Genomic DNA, 24,287 nt, shown 5'->3' with positions numbered 1-24,287 from the left:
GATGTGGATTTTTTGCCGTTCCGCATCTGCTCATCACAGTCGGCAGAATCCGGCCATATTCGGTATTCGCTTTGATACCAGTCGATAAACAGGCGTATTCCTTCGTTTAGGCATACCTTGGGGGAAAATTGAATAGTGGCCGATAATTCTTGCGTATCTGCATAGGTTATATACATGTCACCGGGCTGGGAAGGCAACAAGTTTTTGAGTGCTTTGATGCCTAACGCTTGTTCCAGCGCTTCGATCATCTCGATCAGCTTTACCGGTGTGCCGTGGCCAACGTTAAATATCTGGTACGGGCAAGAAGGGTCGGAATGGGGGAGTGCCTGAATGCGGGCCACGGATTCCACAACATCATCGATAAAGGTAAAATCGCGCAGCATATTACCATGGTTGTAAATATCAATCGGCCGTCGTGCTAAGATCGATTCGGTGAACTTAAACACCGCCATATCCGGCCTGCCCCACGGACCGTAGACGGTGAAAAATCGCAACCCCGTGGTTGGTAACTGATACAGGTGCGAGTAGCTGTGCGCCATTAATTCATTCGACTTTTTGGTCGCGGCATAAAGAGACATCGGCTGATCAACCCTTGCCTGGGTATGAAATGGTGACCTCTGGTTGAGGCCATAGACAGAGCTGGAGGAGGCGTAGACCAAATGCTGGATGCGCTGTTGACGGCAACATTCAAGAATCGCTACAAATCCGTAAAGGTTGCTGTCAGCAAATGCCATGGGGTTTTTCATTGAGTAGCGCACACCTGCCTGACCCGCCAGGTGGATGACCCGTTCAAATTGCTGCGCTTCAAACAACTGGCTAAGTTGAGGCATATCGGCGACAGACATTTTTTTAAAAATAAAGTTGGGGTGGCGAATAGCCGTAAGCCGGGCCAGTTTCAGGCCGACATCGTAATAATCATTGAGATTATCAATGCCAACCACCTGATGCCCCTCCTGACACAGGCGTTTAACCACGGCACTACCAATAAAACCCGCTGCGCCGGTAACGAGGAATTTCATTGCTTTGCTTCCTCCTGTTCAAACGGCCTGAACGGCACGTGATAACGTTTATTCTGCTCCGGGGCCAGACAGCGCTCTGTAGTGGCGGAGCGGTCAAACAATAGCCAGGTTCTTCGGTGTCCAAACCCCATCACATGTGCGTTGCTTGGCTGAAAACATTCAATATGGCTACTGTGCGGCATCAGAACATAGCGGTCAGGCGCTTCCTGAATCCACAACCAGGCATTGCGATACTGCTGCTGCGCCGGGCTGAGGTAGCTGAAATGGGTGACCGGCAGGCTCGAAAACAGCAAAAACTGCTCTTTGAAATTAACCAGTCCCAGTTCCCCGTTGTTGCCGACGGCGGCGGTGACGTTGCGCATAATTTGTTTGGCGGGGGTGCGGATTGGCTCGAGTAGCAGGTAACCCCACGTGCTGTAGAGTAACCAGCTGACGGTCAGTACTCCACCCAGAACATGCAAAGCAGGCTGGTTTCTGGCCTTAAACAGGATTCCACTCCAAACCACGCCGACAGCGAAAAAAAACAGCGCAAATGAGAGGGTGGCAGGGGACTCGCCTAGGTGTTTTACCAGTGCCGGATGCTTGAATAGCAGTAGCAGCACAACCACATAAAATACTGTATTCAGTCCGAATAGTATCAGCTTTATCCCTTTTTCAACCCACAGGTTTAAGGCGTTGCTGGCGACCCAGGGAGCACAGATTAATGCCAGCATCGGCAGGGCAGGCAGCACATATACCCCGCGTTTCCCCGGGCTGATACTGAAGAAGACCACGACCAGCAGCACCCATAGCAATAAGCCAAACAGTAGTTTGTGCTGAAAGACTGTGCGCCACCAGGTTGAATGGAAGAAAAACAGCGGCAGTGGAAACCACAGTACCGGGATCACAAAGATCAGGTAATAGTACCACGGCTCTATGTGGGTCCAGGCATTGGTATAGCGTTCACTGGTCTGTTTAAACAGAATGCTATCGCGATAAGCAGCGTAGTCTGGGTGGGGGTTTATTTCGGTTAACACAATCATGGGTAATAACCAGAGTGCAATCACAGCGGTTAAGCATAAGACGCCTGCGGCGGATTTGAGCAGCCGTGTTTTATCGGGCTTCTCGCCTAGCCAATATTGCTGGACCAGTACCGGGATGAGGAAAAATATCGGCAAAAAACCAATGCCTTTGGTGAGAATGCCCAGCCCCATGAAGCCCCAGCTCAGGTAATACCAGCTCCAGCTGGTTTTAATATAGTAGTGGCGTATCAGCCCGTACATCGCGAGTGTAACCCAGCCTGTTGCCAGCGCATCGGTCTGCCCGGTTTTTGACTGGAGGATGAACTGCGGTGCCAGCATCAGGAGTAAAAATGCGCACCGCGCGACCTTGATGTTCCACAACTTGGCCGCGAGATCGTAAACACAGATCAACATGATCAGCGACATCAGCGCGTTGGGCAGGAGGAACGCGAGGTTTATGTTGCCGCTCAGCTTGTAGCATAAGGCGATCGCCCACATAAACAACGGAGGTTTGTCGGGGTAAAGCTCGCCGGCGCGCATTGGCAAAAACCAGTCGCCGGACAGTACCATTTCTCTGGCGATTTCGGCAAAACGCGGTTCATCGGCAGGCCAGGGAGAGCGCAGGCCCATTCCGGCACAAATGATCACCACCGCGAACACCAGCAGTATCAACAGCACCCGGTAGTAATGGTCACTGCAAAATTCTGCAAATAATCGCTTTATCATGTTGCACTCCTCTATTGAGAAATCACGGCGTGGCGTTTTTTGTACTTTTTGTACAAAAAATGCGTGAGTAGCAGGCTAATTGCGCCAAGTACTATACTGACGATCACTTGGTAACGACTCGCGTTACCGATTCCGCTTCCGGCCAGCGAAAAAATCACGGTCTGGGGTAAATAGCCGACAATTGAGGCGGTTATAAACGCCATAAATGGGACGCCGGCCGCGCCGGAAAACAGATTAGTCAACAGGTTACTGCCGATGGGAAACAGCCGGATAGCCAGTAGCTTGAGAAAAGGGTCACCTTTAACAAAGCTCTCAAACCGGGTGAAGCGTTCTGCGAAGTGGCGGTTGAAAGATGGCTTTAACAACCAGTGAGCCAGCCCGTAGCCGATTACGGTGCCGGTTAAGGTGCTCAGTAAGCACAGTAGCAAGCCGGATACCCAGCCAAACGCAAAGCCAAAAGTAAAGGCGATTAACTGCCTCGGACCACCGCAACCGATAAACACGGCGCCGGACAGCACTAACCCCACGCTGCCACGAAAGCCGGATTGTGCGACATAGGCGGCGATCCAGTTTTTGTCGGCAATGTGTTGCCAAAGCTCGCTGTTGTATTCGATATACACTACGAGCAGCAGTCCGAGCAGCAGTACCAGCTTTACAATTTTCATCTAAGGCTCTTCCGGGTATTTCTGTTGCACAACTGGCCAGCAGGTTCGGCGACGCAGCCACATCACGCCGCATAAATCGACCATACCCGCCCATAACCGTTTCCGCAGCGTGTAGTTGGAACGCCCGGCGCAGCGCGGCCGGTGTTTTACCGGGTGAACAATAATGTCACCTTCGATGCGCCGGATTAAAGCCGGTAAAAAGCGGTGCATATGATCAAAATAGGGAAGCAGCAGAAAGGTTTGTTTAGGAAACACCTTCAGGCCGCAACCTGAGTCTGGTACGCCGTCGCGGAGAAAAAACTGCCGCACCGAGTTGGCGATTATGGATTGAAAACGGATCCATCGCGAATCCCTGCGTTGCTGCCGGTAACCGGCAATACAGAAATGCTCGGCAGCAAGCTGATTGGCCTGAGCCACCATGGCCGGCAGATCCGATGGATCGTTTTGCCCGTCGGCATCCATGGTTGCGATCAGCCTGGCGCTGGCATGACGTATTGCGCTATGCAGGGCGGCACTCTGACCGCAGCTTTGCTGGTGGCGCAATATCTTCAGCGGGCAACCTAGGTGTGTTGCGGTATCGAGCGCCTCCTGAGCGGTGTTGTCATCACTGCCGTCGTCTGTGAGTACGATCTCAAATTCGATCTGTGGATTGAGTACATGGAAGATCTCGCTGATAAGAGGGCCAATATTCCCCTCTTCATTTTTGGCCGGCAGCACAATCGATAAATTCGGGCTCATAATCGTCCTACTCAACGCATACGCGTTGTTTCACTACGTGCAGGGTTGTAAAGCAGATAACTATTACTTACAGAGTAATTAAAGCAGCTAACTGCATAACACAGTGCAATATCGGTCAATTATTTCCTTGCTTCTGTCATCTAATCACTGGTGAGCGGGTACCACAAAAAACATTATCAATACGATTAAATATCTGATTCGCGCGGCCAGTAAATTTCAGATTAAATAGTGGCATTGAATTTAGTCAGTGTTTTTATGGTCAAGTCGACCTGGTGATAAGGTATTGATATGTTTCAAATTGATGATGTAGTGGTAGCAACAAAGGGTAGCGTTGTTGAGCAAATGGTGGTCACCGGCCTGAGCAGTGGTGGGTTTTATGTCCACGTAAAAGCGGAAAACAAGACCCTGACCTATCCGGCAAAAGATCTTGAAAAAGCATAGTGACCAATTGCCTGCTTCTTCTTCAATGGCGGCCTTCGGGCTGCCATTTTTATATCTGTGTGTTTGTCTTTTTATTGAGAGCGGATTCGGCAGAACATACTAAAGCGCCTTGTGCCGGTGGGACACAAGGCGCGTAAAGGTGGTGAAAAGAACCGGTTAAGGTGTCAGCGCATACAACGCAGCAATGTTACGTGCGGTCAGGATCAGGTTTTCCTCTGCCTGGGTTAATGCGGTCGGTAAATCCACCGCGCCATTGACCACCGAAAACACCATATCGATACCGTGCTGGTGCACCACCCCGCAGTCGTGGGTCAGACTTCCGGCAATGCCAATCACCGGCAGGTCAAACCGCTTGGCGGTACGGGCAACACCGATCGGCGTTTTGCCGTGAATGGTCTGGCTATCAATCCGGCCTTCGCCAGTGATGACCAAATCGGCATCGTTTACCACTGCCGCTAAGTTGACTGCATCCATGACGATCTCAATTCCCGGTCGCAGTTCGGCATTCAGCAGGCCAATTAATGCGGCTCCGAGCCCCCCCGCCGCACCGGCACCTGGACGATTTTTGATGTCGTTGCCGGTTTCAGCCTTGATGATTTCAGCATAGTGAGCCAGATTGGCATCTAACCGGGCAACCATCTCGGCGGTTGCCCCTTTCTGCGGGCCGAAGACCTGTGACGCACCTTTCGGTCCGCACAGCGTGTTATCGACGTCACAGGCAACCTCCAGCCGTACTTCTTTTAAGCGTGCATCAAGGCCGGACAAATCGATCCTGGCCAGTTTGCCGAGCTGACCGCCGCCAAAGCCCAGCTCGTTGCCCTCGCCATCGAGTAATTTCGCACCCAGCGCTTGCGCCATACCGATACCACCGTCGTTGGTGGCACTGCCACCAATGCCGACAATAATGTGCCTGGCGCCGGCATTTAATGCCGCTTTGATTAGCTCGCCGGTGCCGTAAGTGGTGGTCAACAGCGGATTGCGTTGCGCTGGTTGCACCAGGTGAAGCCCTGATGCGGCGGCCATTTCAATCACCACGGTGTTGCCATCGCCGAGTAATCCATAAAAGCCCGGTACGGTCTGGCCTAAAGGACCGGTAACATCACAGTTGACGATCGAGCCGCTGGTGGCATCGACCAGAGACTGAACGGTGCCTTCACCACCATCGGCCATGGGTAGTTTAATGTATTCAGCTTCCGGCAGGACTTGTTTAAAGCCTTTTTCAATCGCACTGGCGACTTCCATCGCCGTGAGGCTTTCTTTGTAAGAGTCAGGAGCAATAACAATTTTCATAATCAACCTCAGCAATTAAACAAACAAACCAAACACGCCAAACATCATCACCGAGACCAAAGCGATAACCAGGCCGACCGCCGACTCATATGGGATCAGTTTTAAACGTTCATGGATGCCCATATGCACTGCTCCTCCGGTGGCATGGAAGAAACTGCCGTGCGGCATGTGATCCAGTACGGTTGCACCGGAGTGGATCATTGCTGCGCCCGCCAGTGCCGGTACGCCCAGCTCAAGAATCACACCTGAGAACACATTTGATGCCACCACAGTACCCGCAGTCGTCGAGGCGGTCGCCAGTGACATTAATGCGCCGGAGAATGGTGCCAGCAGGTAAGAAGGCAAGCCGGATAGGGTCAGTATATGGATCAGGTCATTTTTCAGCCCGGAGTTGGCGATGATGCCAGCCAGGGTACCGGTACCGAGCAACATCACGGCGACCGGGGCCATTTTACTCAGGCCGGAAACCGCAAACCGGTTAGTGTGGCTAAAGCGGCCCATGGCTACGGCACCGATCAAACCACCGAGGGGCAGAGCGAGCAGCGGATCGACGTTAACACCGGCCAGCGGGCGCAGGGCGAGCAGGGCAATGGCGACTAACGGCGCAACAATTGCCGCCGCAAAGTTCGGCAGGGTGGAATGATCCACACTGACCACTTCACTCTCGTGGACTTTTGAACCTTTGTTGACCAGACGTTTGGCCAGAAAGTAGGCGAAGAACATCCCAATCAAGCCAGGGATCACGCCAGCCGCCATCACTGAGGTGAGGGGCACGTCAAAAGCGTCGGCTGCTGCGATGGCGTTGGGGTTGGGTGACATTACGTTACCGGCTTTACCGCCGCCGACCATCGCCAGCAACATCGCGGTCTTGGAAAGGTCAGCACGGCGGGCGATGGCCAGTGCGATCGGGGATACGGTGATCACGGCAACATCGACGAAAACGCCTACCGCAGTCAGGATCATGGTTGCCACGGCAAGTGCCAGCAGGGCTCGGGTCTCGCCGAACTTTTTGACGATCGATTCCGCAATGGCGGTGGCAGCACCAGATTCAATCAGCACTCCCGCCAGGACACCGGCGGCGAGAATACGTAACACCGCCGTGACAATGCCTTGCGCACCGCCGATCATCAGCCCAACGGTATCGGTTAACGATACCCCGCCAACCACACCGCCGATTAATGCACCAATGAGCATGCCGTAGGCTGGTGGCACTTTTTTCATGATCAGCGCAATGGCGACAACCAGTGCTGCCAGCGCGCCTAAGGTAGAGACTTCTATCATAGTTATATTCCAAGTATGGGATCAGGTAATGACTGCGGAATATACGGAGTCCGGCCAACAGCGTCTTTAGTTGAAATGACAAAAATATCATTAATTTTTACGGCAAAGTTGTGCATTTGCACAAATCTAGTTTTCATCGTCAAACAGCTGCATGGCCAGATACAGATGAAATAAGTCGTCTATATTGTTGATATTTAATGATGTTTCTTGGTTTATCTTATCAAGCCTGTATCTGAGTGTATTGCGGTGGATATGCAGTGACTGTGCGGTTTGATGTAAATCACAATTCTGGGCAAAAAAGGCCTTTAATGTGCGCATCAGGGTGCCTTTATTGTCTGATCGGCGAAGTTTTTGGTAAGGGGTGCGCAGTTTCTGTGCTTTCCATGACTCTTCAACCACACTGCTGAGCAAAATTGGCAACTGGCGATCCTGGAAAAACAGCACTTCGCTTTCTTGTGCCTGACACATTTTCATCGTCAGCTTGGCGGTTTCAAATGAGTGGGCTAATCCTTCAACTCCGGTAAAGTAATCGCCTATCGCAAGTTTAATGGTAAATTTTGCTTCGCGTTTGATGCGTTTCATCAACCGGGTGACACGTTTCATCTCGGCCGCTGTTGACCATTGGCCCTGATGCAAAGAGACCGGTTTGAGGACCACCACCTCGTTATTTGATACGGAAAGAATACCCACCAGGTTATCCCGCTCGGGGTATTCCAGCAGATGAACCAGTTGCTGTAAGTGCTCCAGAGATAATGGGGTATCATTATCCGGAAACACTTTGACAATTGCTGCGACCCTCGGAATCGATAGGTCCAGATCGAGGCGCTCCGCGATGGACTGCAGCTGGGTTTCATTCAGGTTAGCCCCCTGGATGAGCTGTAACACCAGTTCTTCACGATGACGTTTGTTCCACTCAACCTGCGACATCAGAGCCGCATGTTCGACAATCATTTCAGCGGTCATCTTAACCAGTTCACCATAGGGGCGAACCGATTCGGGCTGCCCTGAAATACCGATCACACCTATCACTTTATCAAGGTACAGAATGGGTAAGTTGACACCGGGTTTTACCCCTTTCAGGTTACCCGCTGTGGCGTGATCGATTTCCACGATGCGCTTATCGGCAATCGCCAGAACTGCCCCTTCGTGTTTTTGCAAAATCCGTGAGGGATCACCGGATCCGATGATACGGCCTTCTTCGTTCATCACGTTGACGGAGTGGGGAATGATTTTCATCGCCCGGCTGACGATTTGGCGTGCGATGGTTTCGTTTAGCTGCATGGCAAGTATATGTCGTGGAGAGAATGATCAGATAATAACAACCGTGTTCGAGAATACCTAGCAGCTGGCAACGCCTGCCGCGGATAATGACCAGAAACTGGCAGTGGATAACTGCGCCACCCAAGCAATGCTGGCCATATTGCGCCGCACGGTGTTGGCTTAATTGAGTGAACGCAGGATCATGTGGCTGATTTCGACAATCACCTGATCCCTGGCTTGCAGAGAGAGGTCGGTTTCGGTGAGATAAATGGCGACAAAAACCGGCAAATGGTTGTCATCCCAAAGCATGGCGACCAGCCCCCTTGAGCCAAATCCACCGGCACCGGAATGATCGGCCACTGACCAGCGGTCGGGAAGTGCTGAGCGGAGCAGGGGGTCGGATGCCTGACTGTCCTGCATCCAGATCTTGAGTTGGATTTGCGACTCGTAAGACAACGCATCTTCGGTCAGCAGGGTTTTCAGGGTGCTGAGCATGGTATTGGGCGTGGTAGTGTTGTGCACATCATTGGGACGGGCGTCACTCAATTTCGGCTCGGGTCGATCTACTCTGGTGACATCATCGCCGACAGCCTGCAGAAACTGGTTAACGGCCACTGGGCCGCCAACGCTTTGCATGGCGAGGTTCGTGGCGGTGTTATCACTGGTGAGCATCGCGGCTTCACAGGCGTGTTCAACCCGGACAAGATTGCCCACTTGTCGGAGCATGATGGGGGAGCCCATCACGATCTGGTTTTTACTCACGGAGAGCATCATGTCGCGAGCGATGCTTCCCTGATCCATTTCATGCAGCAGGGTGGCACAGATCAGCGGTGTTGCGGTACTCATTAACGGGAAGCGTTCATCGCCTCGGTAATGGCGTAGCTGATCGGTTTGTGAGTCATAAACCGCTACCCCGATCCGGCCCGATATTCGCTGTTCAAGCGCGGCGATGTCCTGAACAAACGGGTTGGCGTAACTGCCCATTGAACCGATGAGCAACCCGGCCAGTAGCAACAACTTTTTCATGTTTTGTTTCTTGTGGTTGTGATGAATGGTCGCCCATTGACGATAGGGTGGTGAGACTATAGCGATTGAAGCCGGGGCAGACTGTTAGATTCCTGTCTTTTTTGTGTAGGAATATCGACAGGCCAGAGGAATTTACTCAACTTTACCTGCATTGACGGTGCTTTACGCTGGCTGGATTAAGCTGGCAGGGGTAACGGTTGTGAGTGAAATACAATGAAAAAATGGTTAAATCTTTTCGGGGCGATGGTGTTAGCCCTCACGGTGTTGTGGCTGGCCGCCGAGCCTGGTTTACTGGGGTCGAACGAACTGTTTCAGTGGCGATCTGCTTTGATCCAGTACTCGGGTATCCTGTCTTTGCTGCTGATGTCGGTTGCGATGGTATTGGCGTTGCGTTTGCCGCTGATTGAAGACTGGGTCCGGGGGATGGATAAAGCTTACCGGTTGCACAAATGGTTAGGGATCGGCGGTGTCTCGCTCGGAGTGGTGCACTGGCTTTTCTATCAGGTGCCCAAATGGCTGGTGTTATCTGGCGTGCTGGAAAAGCCAGTGAAACACACCGGAGAGGGCCCTGCCGGCAATCTGGCCGGCTGGCAGCTCTGGATCAGCGAACTGCGCCATTTTGGACTTGAGCTGGGTGAAAAGGGCTTCTATTTGCTGTTGGTCCTGCTGGTGGTGTCACTTTGGTCGGTGGTCAAGTACAAACCGTTTAAACTCTCTCATCGTCTGATGGCAGTGGCGTACTTAATGATTGCTGTGCATTCGGTGTTGCTCATCAAGCGGGCCTACTGGGGAGAGCCGGTGTATTTTGTCACCCTGGTCTTTACCGCGATGGGCTCATTAGCTGCGCTGTACAGCCTGTTGGGGCTGGTTGGTCGGGGCAACCGCGTTGCAGCGACCGTAGTGTCAACGCGGTTTCTGCCTGAAACCAGGCTGATGGAACTGGTTGTCAGACCGGATCATGCCTGGCCGGGGCATCGGCCTGGGCAGTTTGCTTATCTGAGCTTCGCGGAGGAAGATCCGCATCCGTTTACGATTGTGTCGGCCAGTCATGCCGGTGAGTTGCGCTTTCTGATCAAGGAACTGGGTGATTTCACCACCGGTCTGTACCAGAAGGTTAAGCAAGGGGATCCGCTGACGATTGAAGGCCCTTATGGCCGGCTGGCGTTTGACCTTAATCAGCCACAAGTCTGGGTGGCCGGGGGCGTGGGAATAGCGTCATTCTTTGCGGTACTGGAAGCGTTACAAACGCACAAGGCTCATCCGGCGGTACATCTGTTTTACTGTACCCGTGGGACCGACAGTGCGTTGGTCGATGAGCTATGGAGCCTGGCGCGTAAAGCACGGGTCTCACTCAGTGTGATTGATACTCAGGTTGCGCCAAGGCTTAATACGCAGCAAATTGTGGCTAAGTGTGGCGATCTCAGCAATTATGAGTTTTATTTTTGCGGCCCTGAAGCCTTTTCGAAAACACTGAAAACGGAGTTAGAGCACTATCGGGTCAACGTTGAGCAGCATTATCATGAAGAACTGTTTGTAATGAGATAACACCCATTAACCTCACTAACGGCTAAACAGGAGCCGGCAGTCCGGCTCCTGTTAGAACAAGTGGTTATAGTTCCAGTTTTTTAACCATACCGGCTTCGGCATGCCCCGGAATGTTGCAGGCAAATTCGACTTTATTGTCGCCATGGAAGTGCCACAGTAGCTGTTTCGCTTTACCTGGTTTCACCGTTACGGCGTTGCCGGAATCATGCATATGATCACCGGTCATGGTTTTCATCATCTCACGGTGCTGCAGTTGCTCTGCAGCTGAACCAATCGTGAACTCATGGTTGATTTTTCCGGTGTTCATTACCACAAACTGCACCACATCATTCGGCTCAATCCTGACCTCTTTTTTGAAGCGGATAGTCATATCATCGCTGAGGAGTACGTGGACCACTTTGTCCGGTTTTGCCCCATTGGCGGGCATCCCTACCGCAGACATGCCCGGCATGCCCATCATCGTGGAATGATCCATTTTGCTGTGATCCATGTTGTCATGGTCCATATTCGCGTGGTCCATTTGAGCGAAGGCGCTGGTTGTCGTTAGTGCGAGCGCTAGGGTGAGTAGTGTTTTGTTCATCATAAATATCCTTTGAATTTGCTGTAAAGTCGATGACTCCCCCTCGCTAGATAAGTTGTGAGGGGGAGGCGATGATCACGACTGTTTGGTCAGTTCGCGTTGTTTCCATAGTTTGAAGATGGCCGGCAGCACCAGCAGGGTAAGCAGCAGTGCTGATGCCATACCGCCAATCATCGGCGCGGCGATACGCTGCATCACTTCTGAGCCGGTGCCTTCGCCGTACATGATCGGAATTAAGCCGATGATCACTGTCAGAACGGTCATCATCACCGGGCGTACGCGCAGGCCGGCGCCCTGGCGAATCGCCTCGGTCAGATCTTCTGCCTGCAAAGATCGTTGTTTTTCTGAGGCATCGAGCTTTTTGTAGAGCCATGCCTGGTTAAGGTAGACCAGCATGATCACACCGATTTCTACCGCCACACCGGCCAGGGCGATAAAGCCGACGCCCACCGCAATCGAGAAGTTGTAGCCGAGGTAATGCATCAGCCACAGGCCACCGACCATCGCAAGTGGCAGCGTCAGCATGATGATCATCACCTCACCGACCCGGCGGAAGCTGAAGTAAAGCAGCAGCATGATGATGGCGATGGTGATAGGCACAACGACGCTGAGTCGCTCTTTGGCCCGCTCCATGTATTCATATTGACCAGACCACGCCAGTGAGTAACCAGCCGGTAACTCAAGCTGCTGCGCCACCACTTGCTGCGCTTCCGCCACATAAGAGCCAAGGTCGCGTCCATCGATGTCGACAAACACCCAGCCGTTAGGGCGCGCGTTTTCGGTTTTGATCATTGGCGGGCCATCTTCGTAACGAATGTCCGCGACGTCAGCCAGAGCGATCCGGGCGCCGTTTGGTGTCACCAATGGCAGGTTTTGCAGCTTAACCACAGAATCACGGTACTCCTGCGGGTAACGCACGTTGATCGGGTAACGCTCCAGTCCTTCAATCGTCTCACCGACGTTCATCCCGCCCACGGCGGTCGAGACCACCTGCTGGACATCTTTGATGCTCAAACCGTAACGGGCGGCGGCGCGGCGTTTGATGTCAATCGTCACGTAACGGCCGCCCGCGACACGCTCGGCATACACCGACGCGGTCCCGTCGATGCCATTTAAAATCGGTTCCAGTTCGGCCCCAATTTGCTCGATCACGCTCAGGTCCGGTCCGGCTATCTTGATCCCGATAGGGGTTTTGATCCCGGTGGCCAGCATGTCGATCCGGGTTTTGATCGGCATGACCCACGCGTTGGTTAAACCGGGGAACTGCACCAGTTGGTCGAACTCTTTGCGCAGCGATTCCGTGGTCACGCCCTCGCGCCATTCATCCCGTGGTTTGAGCTGGATAACGGTTTCAATCATGTTCAGTGGTGCCGGGTCGGTGGCGGTTTCTGCACGACCAACCTTGCCCCATACGGTTTCCACTTCCGGCACGGTTTTGATCAGTTTGTTGGTTTGTTGCAGCAGCTCCCGCGCTTTACCGATGGAAATACCCGGGTAGGTGGTCGGCATGTACATCAAATCGCCTTCATCCAGTGGCGGGATGAACTCGCTGCCCAGCTTGCTGGTCGGGTAGTACGCCGAGGCCATCAATCCTAGTGCAAGTACAATCATGCTCTTAGGGTATTTAAGGCTGAGGTTGAGCAGGGGGCGATACAGTGCCACCAGGCCACGGTTGATTGGATTTTTGTGTTCGGGCAGAACGTTGCCGCGAATGAAATAGCCCATCAGTACCGGTACCAGCGTGATGGCTAAACCTGCGGCAGCGGCCATGGCGTAGGTTTTGGTGAAGGCGAGCGGGGAGAACATTTTACCCTCCTGGCCTTCCAGTGCGAACACCGGGACAAAACTTAACGTGATGATCAGCAGTGAGAAGAACAGTGGTGCGCCCACCTCTTCAGCCGCTTTACCAATCACTTGCCAGCGGTTTTTATCGGTCAGAGGCGTGCGTTCAATATGCTTGTGCACGTTCTCGATCATCACGATCGCCCCGTCCACCATAGCGCCGATGGCGATCGCAATCCCCCCCAGAGACATGATGTTGGCGTTAATCCCTTGCCAGTGCATCACCACAAATGCGGCGAGAATACCGACCGGCAGGCTTAAGGCAATCACCATTGAGGAGCGGAGGTGGAACAAAAACAGCGCACACACGATCGCAACCACGATGAACTCTTCCGCGAGTTTCTTCCACAGGTTCTCTACCGCAGAATCAATCAGGGTAGAGCGGTCATAGGTAGTGACAATTTCAACGCCGTCCGGCAGGCTGCGCTGCAAATCAGCCAGCTTGGCTTTGACGTTGGCGATCACTTCACTGGCGTTTTCGCCGAAGCGCATCACTATTACGCCTCCCACGGCTTCGCCTTCGCCGTTGAACTCTGAAATGCCGCGGCGCATTTGCGGGCCAAGGTTGATATCGGCGATGTCCCCAAGCAGCAACGGTGTGCCTTTTTCGGTGACTTTAAGTGGCAGTGATTGAATGTCTTCGACCCCGGTGAGGTAACCGGTGGTACGAACCATGTGTTCGGCTTCGGCCACTTCAATCACCGAGGCACCGGTTTCCTGGTTGCCGTTCTGGATTGCCATGTTGACTTGCTGCAGCGTCAGGTTATAAGCGCGTAACTTAGCCGGATCGATCTGCACCTGGTACTGCTTGACCATACCGCCAACCGTCGCCACCTCGGAAACGCCGTCAACGGTTTGCAGTTCGTACTTTAAGAACCAGTCTTGCAGGCTGCGCAGTTCAGCTAAATCATGTTGACCGCTTTTGTCCTGCAGCACGTAGCTGTATACCCAGCCAACACCGGTGGCATCCGGTCCTAAGGTCGGCTTGGCACTGGCCGGCAGGTTAGGTGCAACTTGGCTTAAATACTCCAATACGCGCGAACGTGCCCAGTACATGTCGGTATCATCGTCAAAAATGATATAAACATAAGAATCACCAAAGAAAGAGTAACCCCGCACCGTTTCGGCACCTGGTACTGCCAGCATCGCCGTGGTGAGCGGATAGGTCACTTGATCCTCCACCACCTGCGGTGCCTGGCCCGGGTAGCTGGTTTTGATGATCACCTGGACATCGGAAAGATCCGGAATCGCGTCTACCGGTGTGTTCTTTACACTGTAAAGCCCAGATAAAACAAGCGCTAAGGTTGCGATCAAAACCAGAAATCGGTTGTTGAGTGACCAACGGATAATTGCACTGATCATAATTGGCCCTCAATCGCTTCCAGTTGTTTCAGCACGTAATCAGCACCTTGTTTCTCGATCAGAAACCGGACCTTTTGCCCCTCTTCAAAGTCGGATAGACTGACTTCTTCACCAACGGAGAAGTTCATTTCGCCAGCATCCCAGCTCCACTCCGCTACCGGCAAATGGTTTAAGGTGATCATGCCAAAGTCGGCCATCAGCATGCTGATGTCACCGGTTAACCACACTTCGGCCATTATCACGCTGTCGTCCGCCTTATAGTCAACGATCTGATATTGACCGGACGCGGTTTTCTGCATGGCAAACTCGATAGCCTGACCTTTTTGTAACTCGTCGATGGTTACGCCGTCTGCCAGGCTAAAGTTCATCACCATTCCGGGCCAGTTCCACTGTGGTACCGGCTGATGGTTGATGGTCAGTATGCGGTGATCTTGCATCACGTCGGTGATCTCACCGTTCGCCCATACGGTCTCTGCCACCGCTTCCACGCCATTGATCCGCGACAGATCCGCCGACTGACTGGATTCTGAATCCAGCATAAAGTGCGCCGAGGTGACAATCCGGTCGTTTGCTTTCAGCCCTTGTAATACCTCAATTCTGTCGCCTGCCTCACGGCCGACTTCAATCCGGGCTGAACGATATTTGCCTTGCCCTTCAGCCAGTACGATTCGGGTCATGCCACCGGAACGGATCACCGCAGATTTCGGGATGGTCAGCACTGCATCGTCAGTCATCGGTTGCAACGCGATGTTGGCGAACATATTGGGTTTTAGCTCGCCTTTTGGATTCGGGAACTTAAGCCGAACACGCAAAGTTCGCGTTTTGGGATCCAGGATTGGGTAAACATAATCCACCACGCCCTGCCATTCATTGCCCGGAATCGCATCCAGGGTCATAGTGGCGTTGCTGCCGGCTTTCATCCAGTGTGCCTGACGCTCAAAGACTTCGGCATCTACCCACACGTGGTCGAGTGGACCGGCACTGATCACCGCCTGTGCCGGAGAAAGGTAGCCGCCTTCTCGCACGTTCAGGCTGGCAATGACCCCGTCGGCAGGGGCCTTGATTTCGATGGTTTGCGATGCTTTGCCGCGGCGGGCAATCGCTTGAACTTGTGCGCGGTCAACCCCCAGGGTGAGCAGTCGCTCGGTTGCCCCTTTGACTAAGCCGTTGCGACCGGTGCGGTAAGCATTCAGCAGTTCTTCCTGTGCTTTAACCAGTTCAGGAGAGTAGAGGGTGAACAGCACATCGCCTTTTTTGACTTTTTCGCCGACCGCATTGATAGAGAGCTTTTCTACCCAGCCGGCAACCCGGACGTTGGTTTGCCATAACAGGCTTTCATCAAAAGCGATATAGCCGACGGTTTCAATCCGTGGTGACAGAGGCTCTGATGTGACCTGCGTGGTTTTCACCCCGAGATTGTTCTCGACTGCTGGGTCGATGCTAACGGTACCCGGTTTATCGTTATTGCCGGCAAGATCTTCGGCATACACCGGGATCAGATCCATCCCCATCGGCGATTTACCCGGTTTGTCTCGTTTGTAGTTGGGATCCATCGGTGCGACCCAGTACAGCGGTTCGTTTGCGCTTGATGTGGCTGTACCAGCCAGCGCATTCATATCGTGGCCGGCGTCAGAGATCAATTGATTGGCGCCAAAGCCAAAAACCCCACCGACAATCAAAGCAATAGTTGTAATTTGTAGTTTTTTCATTGTGTTACCTTATTCCCGCAACATTTGGCACTGCAGCATTTCTGGCGGCGGCTGCCCCGTGACGTCATCTATACGCGCTCTGGATAGAGAGCGGGCCTTAATGGCATTGCCTGGCTGTAGCCCAACAGTGCTGGGGGACGACAAAATTAATCGGATAAAACAGAACGAGCTTCAGGTGTCGACACCTGATAGTCAAAGCCAGCAAATAGCGCAGCTAAGTTGCTGTTTACCAAGTTTAAATCTGTAATCATCCGTTGTTGTTCCAGTTGCAATGCCAGCACATCCGTGGTGGCGGAAATCACATCATTAAACTGTGCGGTATTGTTCTGATACCCACGTTCAACAGCCTGGATACGGGCTCTGGCCTGGGGTAACAAACTCGATTGATAGCGCGCTAAACGCTGGGTTAAGTTGTCGCGATCAACCAGCAGACTGTTGACCCTGGCATTCATTTGCATCAGTAAGACGTCTTTTTGTGACTGCGCTGCGCCGACCTGGTATTGGGCGGCGGCCAGGTTTCTGTCCTGACGGTTACCGGTAAACAGCGGGATATCCATGGTGAGATAGGCACTGAGCAGATCAGAGGCCGGTTCGCCCTGCATGTTGTTGGCCTGACGGTAGGCGTACATCACTTCGACGCCAAACTGCGGCGTGTAGGCTTGCTCGGCAATCTCGACCTGGGTCTGGTTGGCCGAAATGCTGACATCCGCCATCTTCACCATCGGATGCTGGCTCAGCTGCTGGTAATGCTTGGTGGAGTCGGTGCTTGCGGCCAGTTTGTTGTTTAGCGTCGGCCAGTTGAGCTGATTGGTGGCAGACAGCGTTTCGGCAGTCGCCAGCCAGTCGGAACCTAACCATTCAGACAGCTGTGAAATCAGGCGGCGCTGCATTTGTGCGTTGGCTTGTAGTTTTTCATCCAGTTTGCTGACCTGAAGCTGGGCATTGAGCAGATCTTGTGCCTCACTCTTGCCAATTGAATAGTTGGTCTGGATGAAGCTTTCCATCTCGCGCATCAGACGGCGGTTTTCCAGCATGATTTGCTCAGCGACTTGTTGGTAGCCCAGTTCTAACCACAGCTGGCTCATACTGTTGGCCACTTCCAGCTCGCGGGCGTGAATTTGCAGCGCCAGGCCGTCGGCTTGTTGGTTGGCTTTCTTTTGCTGTAAATCGAGGGTTGAGCCGCGTTCAAATTGCTGCATCAGACCCACTGAAATATTGGTCATTGGGTCCTGATCAAACTTAAAGCTGTCAACCGGCAGGCCGCCAAAACCGACTTTCAGTTTGGGATCCATCAGGGTTGAACTGGCGATGCCGGTTTCACGCAATGCCGCTGACTGGGCGGAGTATTGCTGGCGATTGCCATCGTTACTCAGCGCTATATTGATCAGTTGTGCCAGCGTGCTGGTGGCTTCTGCTACCCTGCTATCCGACAGCATTGGTGCTGCGCTGGTAAATGCAGGAAGGGCAACCAAAACCAGAGAGCACATGGGTGCGACCAGATGATGTGGTTTGAATTCCATATTCTAAATCCAGTGTTTGCCGGAACGATGGTGTTAAGCGGGAACAGCGATACCAGTCAGGGCAAGCCTTCGAGCGGTTGAATGCTCTGGGTAACGGATTAACGGCTTGCTCAGGTTAGTATTACCATCGTTCAGGCGCAGTTAAATGATCTGCCAAACGTTAAGCAGCAGCTTAATGTTGAGCAGTAACTTAATGTTGAGCAGTAATTGGGGAAGAACGGATTCAGGCAATCGGAGGGCGGAACAAATCACGGCTGATTTGCACCACAGGAGAGATGCTGTCTTGGTGAATAACGGATCGAAAAGCGAGCGGTGCCGCTCTGCTGACCGAATCCGGTGATGGCACAAATACCAAAGAACAGGTAGCTGTACAGCAACTGTGTGCCTTGCCACCTTCATCACAACTCATACTGACATCGGGGTTGCAATGGTCAGCGCTTGGGGTGTTCCTGGACGCTGTGGTTGACAGGGCGCAATGCTCACTTTCGCTCATGAGCATGGTTGAGTGGTCATGCAGCATCACGTTTTGCGCTGCTGCTGGCTGGCTCATTATCATCGGGGTGCTGTTGGCGACGCTGGATACTAACAGTACCAACGCCGCAAACAGTGTTAACCAAGTTGTATGCTGCATTGAGAAACGCATACCCTATCCTGATGAATGAGACTCAAAATTTTCATAAGCATAGACCTTTCCCTAGGGGTAAGGTCAAGGTCATCTGTAATAAATAATATCCGGGTATTGAGTTTTTTGTCACACGGACTTTCCTTGCCAGGCGTTATCCTTATAGAATGTGTGGTTTCAAAACGATGGCACTTGCTTCGGGGTTTGTATGATAGAAATTATCATCGATGGAAAGTATAGAATTGTAGAAGAGGGCCTGACCCTTCTGGAAGCAGCGAAAGTGTGTGGGGTAGAGATCCCATCGCTGTGCGGCATGAATAAAAGTAACGAGAAAGTGCCGTGTGACCTGTGTGTGGTCGAAGTCGAAAGTGGTGGCACCAAACGCGCTTGTGAATTACAGGTGTATCATGGTTTGAATGCGGTGACGCAGTCAGAGCAACTGACCGAGCATCGAAGAAAGGCGCTCAACCGTATCATGACCGACCATTACGCCGATTGCGAAGCGCCATGTAAAACCGCGTGTCCGGCGGGCGTCGATATTCAGTCTTACCTTTACCACATCGCGCAAAATGATCATCACAAAGCCGTTGAAGTGATCAAACGCACCTTGCCTATGCCGCTGTCGATTGGCCGGGTGTGCCCGGCATTTTGTGAGAGTGAATGCCGCCGTGCTCTGGTGGATGAGCCGATTGCCATTCGCCAGCTAAAACGTCACGCTGCCGATGCGGATTTGTCGGCCCATCAGGCCTACGTAGCAGAAAAGAAACCGGCAAAGGGGCTGAAAGTGGCGGTTGTCGGTGGTGGACCGGGTGGCCTGACCGCGGGCTACTACCTGTCGAATGAAGGCTATGACGTCACTGTATTTGAGTCGATGCCGAAAGCGGGTGGCTGGCTACGTTACGGCATCCCGGAATATCGTCTGCCCAAGGATATCCTGGATCAGGAAATTGAGCTGATGTGCCGTAACGGCATGCAGATCCACACTGAACAAAAACTTGGTGAAGACTTCACCCTCTCGCAACTGAGTGACGAGTACGATGCGGTGTGTCTGGCGGTCGGTGCGTCCCAGGCGGTAGACATGCAGTATCCGGGCAGTGACTTAGACGGCTGTTACCTTGGGGTGGACTACCTCAAAGATTATGTCACTGAACAAACCTATACCACCGGAGCAAAAGTGGCGGTCATCGGCGGCGGTAATACGGCGATTGACTGCGCGCGTACCGCGCGTCGTGCCGGAGCCGATACCACGCTGATTTACCGTCGTACCCGCGATGAAATGCCAGCCGAAGACTATGAAATTGTCGAAGCCGAACATGAAGGGGTGAAGTTCCACTTCCTGACCAATCCGGCGGAAAACCTCGCTGATGACAACGGGCGGGTGAACGCGATTCGTCTTGAGCGTATGGCATTGGGGGAACCAGACTCCTCCGGTCGCCGTCGCCCCGAAGCGACCGGCGATTTTTTTACCGAACAGTTTGACACGGTGATCGCGGCGGTGTCGCAAAAGCCGGATTTGAGCTTTTTGCAAAATGAATCCCTGTCGATCCCTCTTACCCGCTGGAACACTGCTCAGGCCGATGAACAAACCATGCATACCGGCACCGGCAATATCTTCAGTATCGGTGATTTCCGTCGCGGACCTGCCACAGCGGTCGAGGCCGTAGGTGATGGCCGTCTGGCGGCCAAAGCCATCGATTTGTTCCTCAATGGTGACATGGCCGATATGCCTAAACCGGCGTTTAACTCGCGCAAAGAGCAGCGACTGGCGCAAGTTGATCCACTGCATTTTGAGAACATTCAAAAAGTTGCGCGTGAAATCATGCCGGAGCTGACACCTGAGCAGCGTGAACAGAGTTTTGCTGAAGTGGAGCTGGGTTTTGATAACCAGGCTGCGATGAAAGAGGCGGCGCGTTGTCTGGAATGTGGCTGCCAGGCAAATACCGATTGTGCATTGCGTGATTACTCCAGCGAGTACCAGGCTGAACAGCGCTTTGATATGTCACTGCAGGTGCAGTCACACCAGGACTGGCTCGAACTGCGAAGCCAGGAGCCTCGCCATAAATTCAGCGTTGACCGGAGCTCGGAGTTCATTGAGTTTGACGCCAACCGCTGCATCAGCTGCGGCCAGTGTATCCAGGCGTGCCGCGAGCAGGCGGTGCACGGCGTGCTGAGCTTTATGTGTGATAAACAAGGCCGCCCGGCGCTCAGACCCGATGAGCGTCCGCACTTTTGCTCACCAGGAAAAGGTGCTCGGCGTGAGGGCGTGACCTTAATGGGCGATTCGAACTGCGTACAGTGTGGCGCGTGTGTTCAGGTGTGTCCGACCGGGGCGATGGTCGACAGCCGGGATCGCTCACAGGGACGCAGTGAGGAGCTGAAGGCCGTTGATACCATCTGTACCTACTGTGGGGTGGGCTGTAAGCTGACCATGTATGTCGACGAAAAGGCCAATACCGTTCGCTATGTGAAAGGGGCGGATTCGCCGGTCAATGAAGGCATGCTGTGCGTGAAGGGGCGGTTTGGATTTGATTTTATCGCCAGCGAAGAGCGTTTAACCACACCATTGATCCGCAAAGATGGCTGGCTGCAGCCGGCAAGCTGGCAGGAAGCGATTGAGCTGATCGCAGCGAAGTTTACCGCGATTAAGCAAGGTTTTGGCAGCAACGCTCTGGCGGGTTTTTCTTCGGCTAAAACCACCAATGAAGATAACTACGCGTTCCAGAAATTCATCCGCCGCGAACTGGGTACCAACAACGTTGACCACTGTGCGCGTTTGTGCCATGCCTCAACAGTGACCGGGCTTGAGGCGTCGCTTGGCAGTGGTGCCATGACCAACGACATTCCAAGTATTAAGCACTCGGATGTGATCTTTATTATCGGCTCCGATACCACTTCGGCGCACCCGATCATTGCTTCACATATTAAGCAGGCCATTCGTCACCGCGGAGCGCGTTTGATTGTCGCCGATCCGAAACGGGTTGATATGGTGGACCATGCGGAGCTGTATCTGGCCCACCGACCGGGAACGGATGTGATGCTGCTCAACGGTGTGATGCAGCAGATCATCAAAAACGGCTGGTACGATCAAGAGTACGTGGCAGAACGGGTTGACGGCTTTGACATCCTGCTGCAAGAGGTGATGTCACCGGCCTACAACCTGGATAAGGTGGAACTGGTCACCGGGGTTAAGGCTGAAGATATTTTTGCCATGGCACACATGATTGGTACCGCAGAGCGCACGGCAGTGTATTACTCGATGGGGATCACCCAGCACACTACCGGCCACGATAACGTCCGCTCGATTGCCAACCTGCAACTGTTGTGTGGCAACATCGGCATTGAAGGTGGCGGCATCAACCCGCTGCGTGGTCAGTCTAACGTTCAGGGTGCCTGTGATATGGGGGCGCTGCCGAACTGCTTCCCGGGCTACCAGAAGGTTTATAACCCGATTGTGCGCCAGAAGTTTGCCATTGAGTGGAATGCGCCGGATTTATCTGCTGAGCAGGGCCTGACTTTAACTGAGATCATCGATGCAGCGTGCCACCGTGAAGTACGTGGCCTGTATATCATGGGTGAGAACCCGGTACTGAGTGATCCGAACCAGAGTCACGTCATCGAAGGGTTAGAAGCGCTGGATTTTCTGGTGGTGCAGGACATTTTCTTAACCGAAACCGCGCAGTATGCGGATATGGTGTTGCCGTCTTGCTCGTTTGCTGAGAAATCCGGTCACTTCACTAACACCGAGCGCCGGGTCCAGCGGGTGAACCAGGTGGTCAACCCGCCGGGTGAGGCCAAAGAGGACTGGTGGATCATCCAGCAGCTGGCTAACGCGATGGGCAGTGACTGGCATTACCGTAATGTCTCTGACATCACCTGTGAAATTGCCCGGGTGACGCCACAGTATGCCGGTTTGCGTTGGGACGCGATTACGCCTGACGGGGTGCAATGGCCGAGTAACAAGAATAACCCGAATGGTACGCGGATTATGCACCAGACCCAGTTTACCCGCGGTAAGGGGCAAATGGTGGGCATTCCGTTCCGCTATGCAGCAGAGCTGCCGGATGACGAGTATCCGCTGGTGCTGACCACCGGAAGGATACTGGAACAGTTCCATACCGGTACCATGACACGCAAAACCAAAGGGCTGGATAATCTTGCCGGACCTCGGGTGATGATCAGTGTTGAGGACGCGGAAGCGTTAGGGATCAGTAACGGCCAACGTCTGAAAGTCACCACAAGGCGGGGTTGTATTGAGATTGATGCCTTTGTTACCAAACGCATTCAGAAAGGGGTGATATTTATCCCGTTCCATTTTGTCGAATCACCGGTCAACCGTTTAACCACTACGGCAACGGATCCGCACGCAAAAATCCCGGAGTTCAAAGTGGCAGCGGCCAAAGTGGAGTTAAGTGGTGAGGTTACGCGGACAGACAAATAAACGCTGGTAAACGCTGAACAAGTGAGCATACAGGCTGGCAAGCCGGTCAATCATAGATAAGATGATGAGAGGTAATGGTGAAAGGTGGTAGTTTGTATGCTTATCTTGTTTCAATGGATAATCTTGCTGTTGCCAGCCGCCATTTGGCTGGGATTGAGACAGCAAGAGCACCTGTGGTGGGCGGAAAACCTGACGTCGTTTCCCGCCCCTGTATTGCTTTGTTACGCGCTACTGAGCCTCATCCTGCTGGTAAGGCAACGTTGGGCAAAAGGTGTCTCTTGTGTTCTGGTGGTGATGCTGTTCATGCCAACGGTTGTCCCTGCTCAGCGAGACATTGCAGACTGCCGGCAACCGTTAACTGTTGTTCAGTTTAATCTTTTTTATGATAACCCTGACGTCCGGCAGTTCATCAATGTTCTGCTGAGAAAACCGGTAGACTTGGTGGTGATGCAGGAACTCACCCCTGAGGTCGGCAGGTGGCTACATTTGCTGAATGACGTTTATCCGTATTATTACGGTGGCCAGCATGGTGTGGGATACCCCTCTAACCAGATGATCCTCAGCCAGTACCCGTTGGCAGATATCTCCGTTTATCACACTCCGGACAGCCAGGAGATAATTCGTGCCAGTTGGCATGTCCCAAAGCAAGCGCCGCTTACCCTGATGAGTGCTCATCCCCCGTCACCGAGAACCCAAGCGCTCTGGCACCGGAGAAACGCACTCATCCAAACTATTGAAAGGCTGACCGAGCTGTACCCGACGCCGGAGATGTTGCTGGTCGGTGACTTTAATCTATCTGCAGCCAGCGTTAAGTTTTCCAATTTGTTTCCCGGATTCACTACCGCTCCGGTTACCAGTTGGCCTACCAGCCTGTTTGGCATCAAGGTTCCGCAACCATTCATGATTGGTATCGACCATCTATGGCTGAAGTCTGCGCGGCAAGAGCGGATCATATGCTCTCGCCACTCCTCCCGTCACCCGTCAGGCTCAGACCATCGGATGGTCACCTCGGTGATCGGCGTACGGTGATTAGGTTTGGTGACGTTGTCACTTTGTTGTGTGCCGGACGATCTTCTCTTAAGCGGTGGTCAGGAGAATCAGCATGAAAGTGCCAACCATGATTTGCTTCACCAGTTATCTTTCCTAAGAAATTTACAACCTGTCTTCGCCTCAGACCGGCGGCGTGTGGTGAAGTGAGTAAACACTAACCAGTACCATGGCG

16 protein-coding genes and 1 pseudogene are annotated in these 24,287 nt (G+C 53.1%); 4 read left to right on the top strand and 13 right to left on the bottom strand.

The window, feature by feature from the left end:
* Positions 1-56: 56 nt before the first annotated feature.
* The 4 genes and pseudogenes from P2G85_RS04265 to P2G85_RS04250 all read right to left on the bottom strand — a co-directional run.
* A pseudogene (locus P2G85_RS04265) lies at positions 57-1,019 on the bottom strand (NAD-dependent epimerase/dehydratase family protein); the annotation flags it as partial.
* Positions 1,016-2,746, bottom strand: coding sequence for a glycosyltransferase family 39 protein (locus P2G85_RS04260; RefSeq protein WP_275862881.1), 1,731 nt, complete (start codon positions 2,744-2,746; stop codon positions 1,016-1,018). The gene P2G85_RS04260 and the pseudogene P2G85_RS04265, both read right to left, overlap by 4 nt.
* Before the next feature lie 11 nt (positions 2,747-2,757).
* The gene (locus tag P2G85_RS04255) at positions 2,758-3,411 is read right to left on the bottom strand and encodes a VTT domain-containing protein (protein WP_275862880.1); all 654 of its coding nucleotides are present in this window, start codon (positions 3,409-3,411) and stop codon (positions 2,758-2,760) included.
* Positions 3,412-4,149: a glycosyltransferase family 2 protein gene (locus P2G85_RS04250; RefSeq protein ID WP_275862879.1), complete on the bottom strand. Its 738-nt coding sequence runs from the start codon at positions 4,147-4,149 to the stop codon at positions 3,412-3,414. It lies immediately after the preceding gene.
* 288 nt (positions 4,150-4,437) lie between these two features.
* Between P2G85_RS04250 and P2G85_RS04245 the strand changes: the two genes are divergently transcribed.
* On the top strand, positions 4,438-4,590 hold the full coding sequence (locus P2G85_RS04245; RefSeq protein ID WP_275862878.1) for a hypothetical protein: 153 nt from the start codon (positions 4,438-4,440) through the stop codon (positions 4,588-4,590).
* 156 nt (positions 4,591-4,746) lie between these two features.
* On the opposite strand, the gene P2G85_RS04240 is transcribed toward P2G85_RS04245, so the two are convergent.
* The 4 genes from P2G85_RS04240 to bla all read right to left on the bottom strand — a co-directional run bounded on the left by P2G85_RS04240 (position 4,747) and on the right by bla (position 9,447).
* A complete protein-coding gene (locus P2G85_RS04240; protein WP_275862877.1) occupies positions 4,747-5,880 on the bottom strand; it encodes a glycerate kinase in 1,134 nt (377 codons plus the stop codon).
* 15 nt (positions 5,881-5,895) lie between these two features.
* Positions 5,896-7,161 carry a GntP family permease gene (locus P2G85_RS04235; RefSeq protein WP_275862876.1) on the bottom strand — a complete coding sequence of 422 codons (1,266 nt, stop codon included), beginning with the start codon at positions 7,159-7,161 and terminating at the stop codon, positions 5,896-5,898.
* Positions 7,162-7,287: 126 nt separating this feature from the next.
* On the bottom strand, positions 7,288-8,442 hold the full coding sequence (locus tag P2G85_RS04230; protein ID WP_275862875.1) for a sugar diacid recognition domain-containing protein: 1,155 nt from the start codon (positions 8,440-8,442) through the stop codon (positions 7,288-7,290).
* A gap of 159 nt (positions 8,443-8,601) precedes the next feature.
* Positions 8,602-9,447 carry a class A beta-lactamase gene (gene bla, locus P2G85_RS04225; protein WP_275862874.1) on the bottom strand — a complete coding sequence of 282 codons (846 nt, stop codon included), beginning with the start codon at positions 9,445-9,447 and terminating at the stop codon, positions 8,602-8,604.
* 213 nt (positions 9,448-9,660) lie between these two features.
* On the opposite strand from bla, the gene P2G85_RS04220 reads away from it, so the two are divergent.
* The gene (locus tag P2G85_RS04220; protein WP_275862873.1) at positions 9,661-10,992 is read left to right on the top strand and encodes a ferric reductase-like transmembrane domain-containing protein; all 1,332 of its coding nucleotides are present in this window, start codon (positions 9,661-9,663) and stop codon (positions 10,990-10,992) included.
* Positions 10,993-11,056: 64 nt separating this feature from the next.
* On the opposite strand, the gene P2G85_RS04215 is transcribed toward P2G85_RS04220, so the two are convergent.
* From P2G85_RS04215 to P2G85_RS04195, 5 genes are all read right to left on the bottom strand, one after another.
* Positions 11,057-11,572, bottom strand: a complete 516-nt coding sequence (locus P2G85_RS04215; RefSeq protein WP_275862872.1) for a copper-binding protein — start codon at positions 11,570-11,572, stop codon at positions 11,057-11,059.
* Positions 11,573-11,647: 75 nt separating this feature from the next.
* Complete coding sequence (locus P2G85_RS04210; protein ID WP_275862871.1) at positions 11,648-14,776, bottom strand: efflux RND transporter permease subunit; 3,129 nt, start codon at positions 14,774-14,776, stop codon at positions 11,648-11,650.
* Positions 14,773-16,485, bottom strand: a complete 1,713-nt coding sequence (locus P2G85_RS04205; RefSeq protein WP_275862870.1) for an efflux RND transporter periplasmic adaptor subunit — start codon at positions 16,483-16,485, stop codon at positions 14,773-14,775. Before P2G85_RS04205 ends, P2G85_RS04210 begins: the two co-directional genes overlap by 4 nt.
* Before the next feature lie 146 nt (positions 16,486-16,631).
* Positions 16,632-18,005 (bottom strand): TolC family protein, encoded by a 1,374-nt coding sequence (locus P2G85_RS04200; RefSeq protein WP_275862869.1) that lies wholly within the window; start codon positions 18,003-18,005, stop codon positions 16,632-16,634.
* Positions 18,006-18,228: 223 nt separating this feature from the next.
* Positions 18,229-18,648, bottom strand: a complete 420-nt coding sequence (locus tag P2G85_RS04195) for a hypothetical protein (protein ID WP_275862868.1) — start codon at positions 18,646-18,648, stop codon at positions 18,229-18,231.
* A gap of 187 nt (positions 18,649-18,835) precedes the next feature.
* On the opposite strand from P2G85_RS04195, the gene fdhF reads away from it, so the two are divergent.
* Positions 18,836-23,065, top strand: a complete 4,230-nt coding sequence (fdhF, locus tag P2G85_RS04190) for a formate dehydrogenase subunit alpha (protein ID WP_275862867.1) — start codon at positions 18,836-18,838, stop codon at positions 23,063-23,065.
* Positions 23,066-23,161: 96 nt separating this feature from the next.
* Positions 23,162-24,094, top strand: coding sequence for an endonuclease/exonuclease/phosphatase family protein (locus P2G85_RS04185; protein ID WP_275862866.1), 933 nt, complete (start codon positions 23,162-23,164; stop codon positions 24,092-24,094).
* The last annotated feature ends 193 nt before the right edge of the window (positions 24,095-24,287 follow it).

This window comes from Vibrio sp. CAU 1672 (assembly GCF_029223195.1).
Classification (GTDB): Bacteria; Pseudomonadota; Gammaproteobacteria; order Enterobacterales; family Vibrionaceae; genus Vibrio.
The sequence above is the reverse complement of the archived record's forward strand: the minus strand, read 5'-3'. Positions and strand labels throughout refer to the sequence as shown.

What these genes read in the sequence shown, in the direction of transcription:
- P2G85_RS04260 (WP_275862881.1), bottom strand. Translation starts at nt 2,746, where the DNA reads ATGATAAAGCGATTATTTGCAGAATTTTGCAGTGACCATTACTACCGG.
- P2G85_RS04255 (WP_275862880.1), bottom strand. Translation starts at nt 3,411, where the DNA reads ATGAAAATTGTAAAGCTGGTACTGCTGCTCGGACTGCTGCTCGTAGTG.
- P2G85_RS04250 (WP_275862879.1), bottom strand. Translation starts at nt 4,149, where the DNA reads ATGAGCCCGAATTTATCGATTGTGCTGCCGGCCAAAAATGAAGAGGGG.
- P2G85_RS04245 (WP_275862878.1), top strand. Translation starts at nt 4,438, where the DNA reads ATGTTTCAAATTGATGATGTAGTGGTAGCAACAAAGGGTAGCGTTGTT.
- P2G85_RS04240 (WP_275862877.1), bottom strand. Translation starts at nt 5,880, where the DNA reads ATGAAAATTGTTATTGCTCCTGACTCTTACAAAGAAAGCCTCACGGCG.
- P2G85_RS04235 (WP_275862876.1), bottom strand. Translation starts at nt 7,161, where the DNA reads ATGATAGAAGTCTCTACCTTAGGCGCGCTGGCAGCACTGGTTGTCGCC.
- P2G85_RS04230 (WP_275862875.1), bottom strand. Translation starts at nt 8,442, where the DNA reads ATGCAGCTAAACGAAACCATCGCACGCCAAATCGTCAGCCGGGCGATG.
- bla (WP_275862874.1), bottom strand. Translation starts at nt 9,447, where the DNA reads ATGAAAAAGTTGTTGCTACTGGCCGGGTTGCTCATCGGTTCAATGGGC.
- P2G85_RS04220 (WP_275862873.1), top strand. Translation starts at nt 9,661, where the DNA reads ATGAAAAAATGGTTAAATCTTTTCGGGGCGATGGTGTTAGCCCTCACG.
- P2G85_RS04215 (WP_275862872.1), bottom strand. Translation starts at nt 11,572, where the DNA reads ATGAACAAAACACTACTCACCCTAGCGCTCGCACTAACGACAACCAGC.
- P2G85_RS04210 (WP_275862871.1), bottom strand. Translation starts at nt 14,776, where the DNA reads ATGATCAGTGCAATTATCCGTTGGTCACTCAACAACCGATTTCTGGTT.
- P2G85_RS04205 (WP_275862870.1), bottom strand. Translation starts at nt 16,485, where the DNA reads ATGAAAAAACTACAAATTACAACTATTGCTTTGATTGTCGGTGGGGTT.
- P2G85_RS04200 (WP_275862869.1), bottom strand. Translation starts at nt 18,005, where the DNA reads ATGGAATTCAAACCACATCATCTGGTCGCACCCATGTGCTCTCTGGTT.
- P2G85_RS04195 (WP_275862868.1), bottom strand. Translation starts at nt 18,648, where the DNA reads ATGCGTTTCTCAATGCAGCATACAACTTGGTTAACACTGTTTGCGGCG.
- fdhF (WP_275862867.1), top strand. Translation starts at nt 18,836, where the DNA reads ATGATAGAAATTATCATCGATGGAAAGTATAGAATTGTAGAAGAGGGC.
- P2G85_RS04185 (WP_275862866.1), top strand. Translation starts at nt 23,162, where the DNA reads ATGCTTATCTTGTTTCAATGGATAATCTTGCTGTTGCCAGCCGCCATT.